We start from the raw sequence: 13,437 nt of genomic DNA on the forward strand, positions 1-13,437 counted from the left end.
CTACTCCTTGTGGTGCTTAACCTGTAGCAGTCTAATTCTGCGGTTTTCAGACGCTAGCACGGTGAAGGTGAAGTCATCGAGTCGAATCGTCTCCCCTTTATCGGGTAGGTGACCAAATTGACGTGTCACCAGTCCACCCACGGTATCGAACTCATCATCAGGTAGGCCGACGTCAAAGTACTCGTTAAAGTCTTCGATAGGGGTTAACGCTTTGACAATGAAGCCATCATCTTCAAAGGCTTTGATGTTGCCCTCGTCTTCATCTTCGTCGTGCTCATCTTCGATATCCCCGACGATCTGTTCGAGCACGTCTTCGATGGTAATAAGACCGGCAATTCCGCCGTACTCATCAACGACGATGGCCATGTGATTGCGTGTGACACGGAATTCACGTAGCAAGACGTTCAGTCGCTTACTTTCAGGAATGAAGGTTGCTTTGCGAAGGTGCTCAGCGAGACTGAACTGTTCTAAGCGGCCGTCCAGTGCATAGGGAAGCAGATCCTTGGCAAGAAGAATGCCGACGATCTCATCTGGGTTTTCACCTGCAATAGGAAAGCGAGAGTGTGCACTGTCGATGACCAGTGGCATAAATTCGTGGGCAGATTGATCGATCTGTACCGAGACCATTTGTGATCTAGGGATCATGACGTCACGCACTTGCATGTCGGTCACTTGTATAGCGCCTTCTACAATCGTTAGCGCATCTTGGTCTAGTAGGCCAGTGTCGTTGGCCTCATAAAGAACTTCAAACAGGTCTTCGCGGGTTTTGGGCTCATCCGAAAAAGCTGAAGCAAGTTTGCTAAAAAAGCTTTTGGATGAGCCGCTCGATCGGTCTTCACTCATAGTGTGTGGTTGCCTCAAATATAGGGGTCTGGGATTTGGAGTTGAGCGAGCAGTTCTCGTTCAAGTGACTCCATCTCCTCGGCTTCTTCATCCTTTATATGATCGAATCCAAGTAGATGCAATACCCCATGGATCACCATGTGAGCCCAATGGTGATGAATCTGTTTGTTTTGTTCGGTTGCTTCGCGCTCTACAACCGCGGCACAAATCGCTAGATCACCTAATATATTGCCAGGGAAGCCCGGAGGTGCTTCAAACGGAAAAGAGAGTACGTTGGTCGACTTGTCTTTACCGCGATATTCACGATTCAGTGTCTGGCTCTCGGTTTCATCAACGATACGAATGCATAGTTCAGCTTCGCCCGATAGCTGTGATGCCGCTAATTCGGCCCAGGATTGAAACTGCTCATCACTCGGGAGTGAGTTGCTATCAACAGCGCGAATAACCTCTAAATGAATCACTATTTACGCTCGTCTGTATGTTTGGCTTCGTACGCTTCATAAGCACGTACAATGTGCTGCACGATAGGGTGACGAACCACATCTTTCGCTTCGAAGTGAGTAAATCCAATCCCTTTCACCCCGTCCAGTACCTGCATTGCATGAATAAGGCCTGAGCTGGCGCCGCGTGGTAAGTCGACCTGGGTTTTATCCCCTGTGATAACCGCTGTTGAGCCAAACCCTATGCGGGTAAGAAACATCTTCATCTGCTCGCGTGTCGTATTTTGTGACTCATCAAGAATGACAAACGAGCCGTTCAACGTTCTGCCGCGCATGTAAGCTAAGGGTGCGATCTCTATGACATTCTTTTCGATCAGGCGTGCTACCTTCTCAAAGCCCATCATCTCATAGAGTGCGTCGTAGAGAGGGCGTAAGTAGGGATCGACTTTCTGAGTCAGATCGCCGGGTAGAAAACCGAGTTTTTCACCCGCTTCGACGGCAGGGCGAACCAGTAGTATTCGACTGACCTCTTCGCGCTCAAGGGCCTCAACCGCACAAGCAACCGCAAGGTAGGTTTTACCGGTGCCGGCAGGTCCGATACCAAAGTTAATGTCATGGTAACGAATCGACTGAACGTACTTTTGCTGATTCTCCCCGCGAGGTCGAATCGTCATTTTTCGAGTACGAATAGTGACATCATCCGTCGCAGTCGATTTCACATCAGTTTGTGAAATGCCTGAGTGTTGTAGCGATAGATGAATGTCTGATGGGGCAAGTGGTTTGCCGTTTAGAGACTCTTTGTACAGTGCTTCAATCAGTGTGCAGACCGGGCGAACGGCCTGAATTGCACCTTCAACTTTGAACTGGAATCCACGGTTACCGATTTGGACTCCGGTGCGCTCTTCAATCAGACGTAAGTGCTCATCAAACTGGCCGACTAGATTAGCCAAGGCTGCGCCATCTTCAGGCTGTAGGTTGATGTGGAAAGATTGTGTTTCGCTCATTATTGATCCAGCTCGGAGCTAACTAACTCACCGATCAACGAGTTCGGAAGCGCTTCAGCAATGCGGACATCGGCGAAGTGACCAATCAGGTCTGGATTATCGCAACGGAAGTTCACAACACGATTGTTCTCCGTGCGACCCGATAGTTGGCCAGGGTCTTTACGCGAGTAACCGTTGACCAGAATGCGTTGAGTGGTTCCGACCATGCGGCGGCTGATCTGCAAAGCGTTCTGAGTGATACGGCTTTGCAAAATGTGTAGGCGTTGTTTCTTCGTCTCTTCCGATACGTCGTCAGGCAGGTCTGCCGCAGGGGTGCCTGGGCGACGGCTGTAGATGAAGCTGAACGACGTATCAAAACCTATATCCTCGATTAGCTTCATGGTCGCCTCAAAGTCGGCATCCGTTTCACCTGGGAAGCCGATGATAAAGTCCGACGAGAAGCTGATATCTGGACGCTTCGCCTTGATTCGACGTAATTTCGACTTGTACTCAATCGCCGTGTGGCCGCGCTTCATTGCCATTAGTATGCGGTCAGAGCCACTCTGAACCGGTAGGTGAAGATGACTCACCAATTCCGGCACTTCGTCATAAACCTCGATCAGGCTGTCGGTAAACTCTACAGGGTGTGAAGTAGTGAAACGAATACGATCGATACCCTCAATCGCGGCAATGGTGCGAATCAGCTCAGCCAGATCAGCCGTATCACCGTCATGAGTCGCACCGAGGTAAGCGTTGACGTTTTGGCCCAGTAGATTGACTTCACGCACGCCCTGTTCAGCCAGCTCAACACACTCGGCTATCACATCATCCAGCGGGCGGCTGACCTCTTCGCCACGGGTGTAGGGCACGACACAGAAAGTACAGTACTTACTACAACCTTCCATGACTGAAACAAATGCCTCTGCCCCCTCAACTTTAGGAGCGGGGAGGTGGTCGAACTTTTCGATCTCTGGGAAGCTGACATCAACGATACCGACCTTGCCCCCCTTGGTATCTTCAATCATCTCGGGAAGACGGTGTAGGGTCTGTGGGCCAAAAATCATATCGACGAACGGCGCGCGATCACGAATCGCTTCGCCCTCTTGGCTTGCAACACAGCCGCCTACCCCGATCATTAATCCGGGTTTTTGCTCTTTCAAAAGACGCCAACGGCCTAACTGGTGGAACACCTTCTCTTGCGCCTTTTCACGAATTGAACAGGTGTTTAGAAGCAGGACGTCAGCCTCTTCTGGATTATCGGTTAGCTCCAGCTTGTGGCTATCGCCCAGAAGGTCAGCCATTCGTGCGGAGTCGTACTCATTCATCTGACATCCGTGTGTCTTGATAAAGAGCTTTTTAGTCATGTTTCACCTGTCGTTACGTTGAATCTATGCCCCATCATTTGGGGCGATGAAGTATACCTCAGCGCACTCTTTGGCGCTAACGAACTTGCAATTGTTTAGAGCGCCCCCACTAACCTGATTAGGCAACTCAAGTTTAGATTGATTGGAGATTCTCAATGGCCGATGCCAAACGCCTCTATCGCGTCACTTACATCAACAAAGATAAAGTCTACGAGCTTTACGTTGAACAGGTTTACAGTGCTGATATGTGGGGGTTTGTTGCGCTAGAGGGTTTCGTGTTTGGTAGTCACACTGAGATGCTGATTGATCCTGCCGAAGATCGTCTACAGCAGGAGTTCGCAGGTGTAAAACGCTCTTTCGTTCCGATGCAGGCCATTATTCAGATTGATGAGGTTGAGAAGCGAGGAAAAGCTCGTATTACGGATGCCGAGGGCACCGTCACCGCTTTTCCAGTCATGCCCTCACGGAGTAAATAACCTCGCGAAACTGATAATCAGTTACTTGCCAGCGACCCTTGGTCGTGCTGACAGATGGCAGGCTGCAAGGTGGGTAGTTGGAGCTCTATCTGATCCGTAGAGTAGTCCTCTACGCTTGAGTCTGAAAAGATCAGTTCGGCACTCTCAATTCTAAAACAGCTAACCGAGCTGTCAGCCCACACCTTATCCCACTGTTGATCGCCGGTTCTATGCTCGGGCGACAAAGGCCCTGCAATTCTCAAGTAGGCATGATCATCGCCGCTCTTCATCGCAGGAATAACCTTACCCTCTGCGTCGAAAGCGATCGTCTTAAACATCACGTAGTCTAGGTCGCGATCCGTCTGATTACTGAAATCGATGACTGCAGCAACATTTTTTGGGGTGATGACTTCCGTCTGAAGTTGGTGAATGACCAGTGTTTTTTGTAGTGGAGTGGGTGTGATGGGCGGTTGAGTTGTCAGCTTAGCTGTTGTGTCTGGCAAGCTGATACAACCTGACAATACCAGTGCTGGCAGGGTCAGTTTTAAAGCGTTTTGCATTGTTATTCTTTTTGCAATCACGTTGTTTTCTCCAAAAACCTTAACTGGATATTAACAAGGTTTTTGATGTTTTGCCTGAAATTTCTTTCGCGAGTCTAGGAACAAGATATCCTGGTAGCTCTCTCTGCATTTGCGTAAAGATCTCTTTACCCTGTTCAATCGGGATATCAAAGTGACTGGCCCCCGCGACAGGATCAAAAAGAAAGAGGTAGTAGGGGAGGATGCCTGCGCTAAACAGAGCACGTGAGAGTCTGACCTGCTCATCGGCGCTGTCATTGACCCCTTTTAACAACACCGCTTGATTGAGAATGGTTGCACCACTCTGTTTTAGCTTGGTGACGGCGTCGCTCAGACTCTGATCAATCTCATTGGCGTGGTTGATGTGAAGGACCACGACGCAATTGAGCCTTGAATTATGCAAGGTGTCATTGAGTTGATCGGTTACTCTGGATGGAATCACCACGGGTAGGCGAGTGTGGACTCTGAGTCGTTCGAGATGAGGTATGGCTTCAAGATCCGCTACCATCTTTGAAAAACGGTGATCAGAGGTGACCAGTGGATCACCGCCTGAGAAGATCACCTCTCTTAACTCTGTATGCTCTTTTAGATAGGCGAGAGCCCTTTGCCAATGCTCCCCACTAAGCTGGTTGTCAGAGTAAGGGAAGTGTCTGCGAAAACAGTAACGACAGTTAATGGCGCAAGCTCCGCTCAAGATCAACAGTGCTCGATCTTTATATTTGTGCACAACGCCTGGAGTCGGGCGTGCATCACTCTCGTTTAACGGGTCTTCTGTGAAACCTGGAGCCTGAATAAACTCGTCCCTGATCGGAAGGACCTGCTTCAGCAAAGGATCGTTTGGATTGCCTAGCTCCATGCGGCTTAGGAACTCAAGAGGGACGCGCAATGGGAAGAGCTGGCTAGCCGCTTGAGCCTGTTCGAGTAGCTCGTTGGGTAGGGACAGTCTCTCCAGTAAGGCTTTAGGATCGGTGATGGCACTTTTCAGTGAGTCTTGCCAAGAGTTTGGCGTAATGTCCAACAGCTGCATCATTGAAGTGACCAAAATTTCCAAGAATGTAAACGATCTGTTGGAGCCGATTCTCCTTTGAAGTAGAATGCTCGTCAAACATTCAATCAATGATTTGGAAAAAGAGATGGGAAACGTTTCAAGTGGTCAGTTTAAGACTGGCATGAAAGTGATGATCGACGGCGATCCATGTAACATGGTTGAAGTTGAATTTGTTAAACCGGGAAAAGGTCAGGCGTTCACTCGAGTTCGTCTTCGTAACCTTATGACGGGTCGTATTTGGGAGCGTACTTTCAAATCGAACGAATCAGCTGAAACAGCCGATGTGATGGATCGTGACATGGAGTACCTCTACAGTGATGGTGAGATGTGGCACTTCATGGAGCCAAGCACATTTGAACAGTACGCTGCGGATGAGAAAGCCGTTGCCGACTGTTCGCAGTGGTTGAAAGAGGGTGACAAAGTGATGATCACTCTATTTAACGACAACCCTATTGCTGTGACACCTCCTAACTTTGTTGAGCTTGAAGTGACTGAAACTGATCCAGGCCTTAAAGGCGATACGGCTCAGGGCGGTTCTAAGCCTGCGACTCTCAGCACGGGTGCAGTGGTTCGTGTGCCACTATTTATCAACCAGGGTGAAGTTCTTAAGATCGACACTCGTACCGGTGAATACGTAAGCCGTGCCTAACACGGGTTCGTAATAGAGACGGCAGCTTCGGCTGCCGTTTTTGGTTCTAATTTTGGAGTCTGTATGAATCGAAATCACTGGCAACCTACAGCAGAGATCTTAACACTTCGTGAGCGAGCAAAGATGCTGGCTGATGTGCGCGCTTTTTTTGCTGAACGCGGTGTCATGGAGGTGGATACTCAATGTCTGTCACAAGCGGCAGTCAGTGATCCTTTTATCGATTCACTTGAAGTCTCCTACTCAAGTTACCCCGGGGCTGAAGAGCAGCGTTACTACCTGCAGAGTTCGCCAGAGTACGCCATGAAGCGCCTATTGGCAGCTGACTCAGGCCCCATCTATCAGTTGGCTAAAGCATTTAGGAATGGCGAGGTAGGGCGGCTTCACAATCCTGAATTCACCATGCTTGAGTGGTATCGCCCTCGTTTCAGTGCGCAGCAGCTGATGGATGAAGTTCAGGCTCTGGTTACTGCGGTGCTGGGGCCGCAGCATTGGGAGCGTCTCAGTTATCGTGAACTGTTTAAACGCTTTGTGGGCGTGGATCCTCATCAAGCGACCATTGACCAGTTAAAAGCTCTGCTTGAGCCCCATTTTGAGTGCCCTTTTACGGATGATCGCAAAGATACTTGGCTCGAGCTGGTCATGTCGCATCTGATTGAGCCGAAACTCATTGAACCGGTGCTAGTATTTGATTTTCCCGCCTCTCAAGCTGCGTTGGCTGAGGTTGTTGAGGATGATCAGGGTGTCAAAGTGGCTGCCCGCTTCGAGCTGTATGCGGGCGGTATGGAGTTGGCGAATGGTTATCAGGAGCTGCGAGATCCCGCTGAGCAGGCTGAACGGCTGGAAGCTGACGATCAGCAGCGTGAATCCTCAGGGCTTCCACGACGACCGCTGGAGACTCGTTTAGTCTCGGCCCTAGAATCCGGCATTCCAGCTTGTGCCGGCGTGGCACTTGGTTTTGATCGGTTGCTGATGATCAAAGTTGGCGCGAGCAGTATCAAAGAGGTTGTCCCTTTCGGGTTTGAGCGCTGTTAGAGCGAATCGACGGCCAGCTTCATCCTACGAACCGCTTCCTCAATACGCGATCTTGGACACCCGAAGTTAAGTCTAACAAATCCAGGTGCACCAAAATCCTCCCCATCAGATAGTCCCACACCCTGAGATTCAAACAGTTGTTGTGGGCTGTCGACGCCAAGCTGATTGGCATCGATCCAGGCAAGGTAGGTGGCCTCGTTAGGTAGCATGCTTAAGCCGGGAATCTTGCCTATTTCAGAGATCAGGTAGTCTCTATTTCCCTTAAGATATTCGCACTGCTTGCGATTCCATTCGTCTCCCTGTGAGTAGGCGGCTTCTGCCGCGGTGTAGCCCAGTAGATTGACGTCGGGCACTATGCCCTTGCGTACCTTTTTAAATCGCGCTCTTAATTCGGGGTTTTGAATGATCGCAACAGAGCAGGCCAGCCCTGCAATGTTCCAGGTTTTACTGGGCGCCATCAGCGTCACAGTGCGTGAGGCGATCTCTTCACTCAAACTCGCGATCGGTGTGTGCTGTAGTTCAGGTTGTAAAATGAGATCGCAATGAATCTCATCGCTGCAGATCAATAGATCCTGATCGATAATGATCTGTGCGAGCCTCTCGAGCTCTTCATGGCGGTAGACGCCACCCCCAGGATTGTGTGGGTTGCAGAAAAGTAGCAGTCTGGTTTCTGCTGTAATGGCCTCTTCTAGTGCATCAAAATCAATGACACGACCCTTCATGGGAATGGTGATCAACGCCCTCGAAGAGAGAGCGGGAGCGGACATAAAGGGTGGGTAGATAGGTTGGGCGGTGATGACGGATTGCTCAGCCGTGCTTAAAGCGCGGGTCGCTAAATTTAGCCCGCAGACGAGACCGGGTAACCAGACTAGATCTTCAGCAGAGACCGTCCAGTTGTATAGGCGCTGCATGCGTTCAGAAAACAGCTGATTGAGTGTTTCTGGTGTGCGGGTGTAGCCAAAAACGCCATGATCGACACGCGTTTTTAAAGCATCAATCACAGCTTGTGGAGAGCGAAAATCGGTATCAGCAACCCACATTGGAAGTATGTCTGTACCGGCGTATTTAGACCACTTGTCACTCCAGGTCCCTTGGCGATCAATTAAGTGATCAAAATCGAAATCATTCATTGGTTCACTCACTACTCTTCCCTTTCTACTGGTCGATCATCAAGCTATCATAGGCCAATTACTCTTTATAGCGAGCCGTTAGAGAAATTATTTCTACGGCCTAAATTCGTGGAGACCCTTATGAGCAACGATCGCGTTATTATTTTTGATACCACGCTGCGCGATGGTGAACAGAGTCCCGGTGCGTCTATGACCGGTGAAGAGAAACTGCGAATCGCTCGTCAGCTTGAACGTATGAAAGTTGATGTGATTGAAGCGGGTTTCGCCATTGCGAGTCCTGGTGATTTCGAGGCGGTGAAAAATATTGCCGACAACATCAAAGATAGCCGAGTCTGTTCACTCTCTCGTGCTTTGGATGCGGATATTGATCGTGCGGGTGAAGCGCTGAAGAATGCTGCGCAAGGTCGTATTCATACCTTTATCGCGACTTCGCCGATTCATATGAAGTACAAGCTTCAGATGGAGCCTGATCGTGTTGTCGAGCAGGCTGTGCATGCCGTTAAGCGAGCGCGTAATCTGATCGATGATGTCGAGTTCTCGTTAGAAGATGCTAGCCGCTCTGAGTTGGATTTTATGTGCCGTATTATCGAAAAAGTGATCGATGCTGGCGCTCGTACTATCAATATCCCTGATACGGTCGGTTACGCCGTGCCTCATCAGTTTGCTGAGGTGATCGGGGAGCTCATTCAGCGTATTCCAAACTCGGATAAAGCGATCTTCTCTGTCCACTGTCATAACGATCTAGGCCTAGCGGTCGCCAACTCACTGGCAGCCGTGGGAGCGGGTGCACGTCAGGTGGAGTGTACGATCAACGGTTTGGGTGAGCGTGCTGGTAACGCAGCCCTAGAAGAGATCGTTATGGCACTGAAAACTCGCCAAGACGTTATGGGTCTTGAGACCAATATTGATACTCAGCACATTGTCGGTGCCTCTAAACTGGTGTCTAGCGTGACAGGTTTCCCTGTTCAGCCTAACAAGGCGATTGTCGGCGCTAACGCCTTTGCTCATGAATCGGGCATTCACCAAGATGGTGTACTGAAGCACCGTGAAACCTATGAGATCATGACCGCAGAGAGTGTCGGTTGGACGACCAATAAAATGGTATTGGGTAAGCATTCAGGCCGTGCTGCATTTAAATCACGTCTTGAGGAGCTGGGTACTACGTTCAAGAGTGATGCTGATCTAAACAGCGCTTTCCAAGCCTTCAAAGTGTTAGCCGATAAGAAACATGAGATCTTTGATGAGGATCTTATGGCGCTGGTCAGCAATAGCCGTGCCGAAGCGTCAAGCGAACGTTTTCAGTTGGTCAACCTATCTGTGACATCGCAAACGGGTGAGACACCTCAAGCCGATCTAGTTGTGAGTATTGATGGGCAAGAGCACTCGTGCTGTGCTGAGGGTAGTGGTCCAGTCGATGCTATCTTTAAAGCGATTGAGTCACAGGTGAACTCTGGCTCTACACTGTTGATCTATTCGGTGAATGCCGTGACTGAAGGAACCGATTCGCAAGGTGAAGTCACCGTGCGTCTTGAGAAGGGTGGTCGCATCGTAAATGGTTTAGGTGCCGATACCGATGTCATCATTGCATCGGCTAAGGCCTATATCCATGCGCTCAATCTTCTGGATACTAACGCGGAAAAAGCGCACCCACAGGTTTAATCATGTCAGTTCAGCAGGCTCGAATCCAAGCCGCCTATTTAGATCAGCTTGGTATCCAGCAGTGGATGCCTCGTCAAATCTTGCCAGCAGCAAAGCCTTCGCCTGATTGGGTCTATCGCTTTGCTCATCCTGCGGATCTCCTTGGTGACGATGAAGAGGTGATGCAGGCGTTGGCTCCACAAGCACACAAGCCTGTCGAGCCTCATGCTGAGCGTCGTGCGATTACTCAGATTGGTGAAGCCTTAGAGGTCTCCGCTCCCGATGAGGCAGAGGTAGGTTCTTCTAACATCAGACGTGCTGCCGTTGCTGAGTTGACGGCTGATGAGAGTTCTAAAGAGCCTCAAACATCGCCCACTACTTCGGTCAAACGAAGCTTTGAACCTGCGCCGCGTTATAAAATTGTTATGGCTCGAGCGGGCCGACTCCTACTAATCGATAATCTTCCCATTCGTGCTCGCGAAGGCTTCTCCAATAAGCATAAGCGTCTTTTGGCGGGCATTGTTCAAGCTCTTGGAGAGTCACCACAATCAATCACACTGCCGATTACGCTTGAGTGGCCTATGCTTGCCGGTAAAACCCTGGATCAGGGGCCGCATGAAGCGAGAAAACATGTGCAGCGACAGTTGAGCTTTATGCAGAAAGAGTCTGGTCTAGAGACCGTTATTCTGTTTGGCGAGGGGCTTGCGAATTGGGTGGTTGGTGAAGGTGTGGATGAGACTCATGGGCAACTGCTGCCACTGCAACAATCGGGACTGAACTATCTAACGACCCAATCACTCTCGCAGGCGCTCAATATGCCTGGCGCTAAACAGCAGATCTGGTCTGATCTTCAGCCACTGGTTTAGTGTTTATCTTCTGAAATGCCTGCTGTGATGACGATTGATCAACTGTTTGCTCTGGATCAACAGTGCTTTCCTGATTACTGGTCAAAATCTCAATGGCAGACGTATCTATCTCAAGATGATCGTTTTCCCTGCTACACACTGTTTGACGCTAACGAACCGATCGGCTTTGCGCTCTACCAAAGGTTATTTGATGAAGCGGAACTGCTCCGCATTGGCGTAGTGCCTGATCGGCGTGGAGAAGGTTGGGCGGCGAAGATGCTGACTGATCAGCTTGAACAGTTCACTGGGGATGGAATCAGCCGTGTCATGTTGGAAGTGCGTGCTTCTAATGAGGCGGCGATTCGTCTCTATCAATCGGTGGGTTTTGTCACGGACGGTCTGCGTAAACATTACTACCCGCTGATCGGTCAAGAGGGTAGGGAGGATGCGATCCTAATGTCACGACCGGTGTAAATTAAACAGATGGAAAATCCTATCTTAGACATCAATCTTATTTGGCATCTGGTAGCGGCACTTTTAGCGGTTACCTCTATCTGGAGTGCCTTTAAACGTGTGCCTTTTCAAGCGCTTTGGGCTGAGCCTCGACTTCAGCATCTGTTGTTCGGCGCTATGGTCTTGCTGATGTTGACTTGGACCTTTAGAGCGGGCCTATCGGAAGGGTTGAGTGTTCACTTTTTGGGTATGACCGCGTTGACACTGATGTTTGGCTGGGATCTTGCCATCTTGGCTGGCGCGATTGCGATGCTCGGCATCACTCTAGTTGGAGTGGAGCGCTTTGATATGCTGGCCATAAATTTAATTGCGATTGTTGTGGTGCCAGCGACACTGACCATCACGCTTCTTAAATATATCGAGAGACGATACCCGCCTAACTTCTTTGCCTATCTCTTTTTAGCCGCCTTTATTGGTGGTGGGTTTGCAGTCGCTAGCTCGGGGTTGACCCTGTCGCTTGTGCTTGGCTTGTCAGGTATCCACAGTTGGCAAACGATTTATCACGAGTACATCTCCTTCTTGCCGTTGATTATGTTCCCAGAGGGGCTCATTAACGGCATTCTTATGACCGCTGTCATGGTGTTTCATCCCGATTGGATCCGTACATTTGACGCGGCTAAGTACATCGACAATCAGTAGTAAGCCATCGCATTGCTAAGTGGCGGTTTTCCGCCACTTCTTGCTGATTAGCTTCGGCGAGCATCCGCCATTAATGCCTCCTTTAAGTCTTATGTCCTGTATTTATTTTCACTAACTTGTTGAAAATAAATATATATCTAGGTTGTTGGCACGTTTTCTGCTTTGCAAAAGTGCTTTTTACAAGGTCGTTGTGACCTAATACAAACTGGAGTGTAAATAATGAAAAAACTAACTCTTGGCCTTTCTGCCTTGGCTCTATCTGTATCGGCTGCTACTGCACAGGCTAACTGTGACGCTGGCGAGATCGTTGCAAAACTTTCACACGTTACTGGTGGTACAACTCACCCTAAAGTGGTTGCGGCTAACAAACTTGCTGAGCGTGTAAACGCTGAAATGAACGGCACTATGTGTATCGAAGTTTACCCAAATTCTACACTGTTCGGTGACTCTAAAGAGCTTGAAGCGCTTCTACTAGGTGACGTACAGATCCTAGCGCCTTCACTATCTAAGTTCGGTTCTTACACTTCTAAGTTTGGCGTATTCGACCTTCCATTCATCTTCAAAGATATGGACGCTGCAATGCGCTTCACGAACTCTGATGCTGGTCAGGACCTTCTTCTTGCAATGGAAGATGTTGGTTTTGTAGGCCTAGGTTACTGGATGTCTGGTATGAAGTACTTCTCTGCCAACAAACCACTACTAAAACCATCTGATGCTGAAGGTCTAAAGTTCCGCGTACAGAACTCTGACGTTGCTAAAGCGATGATCGCAGCAATGGGCGGTTCACCACAGCCAATGGCATTTAAAGAGGTTTACGGTGCACTACAGACTGGCGTTGTAGACGGTCAGGAAAACACTTGGTCAAACATCTACACTAAGAAGTTCTTCGAAGTGCAAGATTCAACGACTGAGACTAGCCACCAGCTTCTTGCATACCTATTCATGACGTCTCAAGAGTTCCTAGACTCTATGCCTAAAGACGCTCGTGAGCAGTTCATTGCGATCGCTAAAGACGTGACTAACGAAGCTAACCTAGCAGTTAAAGCGAAAGAGCAGGGCAACCGTGAAAACATCCTTAAGGGTGGCGGCAAAATCAACACACTTGACGATGCTGCGCGTAAAGAGTGGGTTGACGCTATGAAACCTGTTTGGAAACAGTTTGAAGATAAGATCGGTGCTGATCTAATCGAAGCTGCTGCAAACTCTTAATCAACTTAGGTTGATGATCGACGGGCTCGTTTAGAGCCCGTCCTTTCCTTTTCCCGAGCTTATGTAGCTCA

Annotated in this window: 15 protein-coding genes; 8 read left to right on the forward strand and 7 right to left on the reverse strand. The window is 49.4% G+C overall.

Features of this window, described 5'->3' with window-relative positions:
• The 4 genes from XMG48_RS11475 to miaB are packed head-to-tail and all read right to left on the reverse strand — an operon-like array spanning position 1 to position 3,630.
• The gene (locus XMG48_RS11475; RefSeq protein ID WP_173482218.1) at positions 1-843 is read right to left on the reverse strand and encodes an HlyC/CorC family transporter; all 843 of its coding nucleotides are present in this window, start codon (positions 841-843) and stop codon (positions 1-3) included.
• Positions 844-857: 14 nt separating this feature from the next.
• Positions 858-1,304, reverse strand: coding sequence for an rRNA maturation RNase YbeY (gene ybeY, locus XMG48_RS11480; RefSeq protein WP_371731481.1), 447 nt, complete (start codon positions 1,302-1,304; stop codon positions 858-860).
• The gene (locus XMG48_RS11485) at positions 1,304-2,287 is read right to left on the reverse strand and encodes a PhoH family protein (protein ID WP_173482219.1); all 984 of its coding nucleotides are present in this window, start codon (positions 2,285-2,287) and stop codon (positions 1,304-1,306) included. Before XMG48_RS11485 ends, ybeY begins: the two co-directional genes overlap by 1 nt.
• Complete coding sequence (miaB, locus tag XMG48_RS11490) at positions 2,287-3,630, reverse strand: tRNA (N6-isopentenyl adenosine(37)-C2)-methylthiotransferase MiaB (RefSeq protein ID WP_173482220.1); 1,344 nt, start codon at positions 3,628-3,630, stop codon at positions 2,287-2,289. Before miaB ends, XMG48_RS11485 begins: the two co-directional genes overlap by 1 nt.
• Before the next feature lie 155 nt (positions 3,631-3,785).
• On the opposite strand from miaB, the gene XMG48_RS11495 reads away from it, so the two are divergent.
• Positions 3,786-4,106 carry a DUF1820 family protein gene (locus XMG48_RS11495; protein WP_173482221.1) on the forward strand — a complete coding sequence of 107 codons (321 nt, stop codon included), beginning with the start codon at positions 3,786-3,788 and terminating at the stop codon, positions 4,104-4,106.
• A gap of 17 nt (positions 4,107-4,123) precedes the next feature.
• Here the strand turns inward: XMG48_RS11495 and XMG48_RS11500 are convergent, their stop codons facing one another.
• Positions 4,124-4,645, reverse strand: a complete 522-nt coding sequence (locus tag XMG48_RS11500; RefSeq protein ID WP_173482222.1) for a hypothetical protein — start codon at positions 4,643-4,645, stop codon at positions 4,124-4,126.
• Between the two features lie 40 nt (positions 4,646-4,685).
• On the reverse strand, positions 4,686-5,693 hold the full coding sequence (gene epmB, locus XMG48_RS11505) for an EF-P beta-lysylation protein EpmB (protein WP_254443665.1): 1,008 nt from the start codon (positions 5,691-5,693) through the stop codon (positions 4,686-4,688).
• Between the two features lie 103 nt (positions 5,694-5,796).
• Here epmB and efp point away from each other — a divergent pair, with 103 nt between their 5' ends.
• Positions 5,797-6,360 (forward strand): elongation factor P, encoded by a 564-nt coding sequence (efp, locus tag XMG48_RS11510; RefSeq protein WP_173482223.1) that lies wholly within the window; start codon positions 5,797-5,799, stop codon positions 6,358-6,360.
• A 63-nt stretch (positions 6,361-6,423) separates the two neighbouring features.
• On the forward strand, positions 6,424-7,392 hold the full coding sequence (epmA, locus tag XMG48_RS11515) for an EF-P lysine aminoacylase EpmA (protein ID WP_173482224.1): 969 nt from the start codon (positions 6,424-6,426) through the stop codon (positions 7,390-7,392).
• Here epmA and XMG48_RS11520 read toward each other — a convergent pair.
• Positions 7,389-8,522, reverse strand: a complete 1,134-nt coding sequence (locus XMG48_RS11520; RefSeq protein WP_173482248.1) for a MalY/PatB family protein — start codon at positions 8,520-8,522, stop codon at positions 7,389-7,391. The two genes, epmA and XMG48_RS11520, sit on opposite strands and share 4 nt — an antisense overlap.
• Before the next feature lie 120 nt (positions 8,523-8,642).
• On the opposite strand from XMG48_RS11520, the gene XMG48_RS11525 reads away from it, so the two are divergent.
• From XMG48_RS11525 to XMG48_RS11545, 5 genes are all read left to right on the forward strand, one after another.
• Complete coding sequence (locus XMG48_RS11525; protein ID WP_173482225.1) at positions 8,643-10,181, forward strand: 2-isopropylmalate synthase; 1,539 nt, start codon at positions 8,643-8,645, stop codon at positions 10,179-10,181.
• A gap of 2 nt (positions 10,182-10,183) precedes the next feature.
• Complete coding sequence (locus tag XMG48_RS11530; protein WP_173482226.1) at positions 10,184-11,026, forward strand: hypothetical protein; 843 nt, start codon at positions 10,184-10,186, stop codon at positions 11,024-11,026.
• 27 nt (positions 11,027-11,053) lie between these two features.
• On the forward strand, positions 11,054-11,479 hold the full coding sequence (gene rimI / locus XMG48_RS11535) for a ribosomal protein S18-alanine N-acetyltransferase (protein ID WP_173482227.1): 426 nt from the start codon (positions 11,054-11,056) through the stop codon (positions 11,477-11,479).
• Positions 11,480-11,488: 9 nt separating this feature from the next.
• A complete protein-coding gene (locus tag XMG48_RS11540; RefSeq protein ID WP_173482228.1) occupies positions 11,489-12,157 on the forward strand; it encodes an energy-coupling factor ABC transporter permease in 669 nt (222 codons plus the stop codon).
• A 219-nt stretch (positions 12,158-12,376) separates the two neighbouring features.
• Entirely contained in the window at positions 12,377-13,366 is a 990-nt protein-coding gene (locus XMG48_RS11545) for a DctP family TRAP transporter solute-binding subunit (protein ID WP_217362123.1), read from the forward strand.
• Positions 13,367-13,437: the final 71 nt, after the last annotated feature.

It is taken from the genome of Marinobacterium sp. xm-g-48, from assembly GCF_013282925.1.
Lineage (GTDB): Bacteria > Pseudomonadota > Gammaproteobacteria > Pseudomonadales > Balneatricaceae > Marinobacterium_E.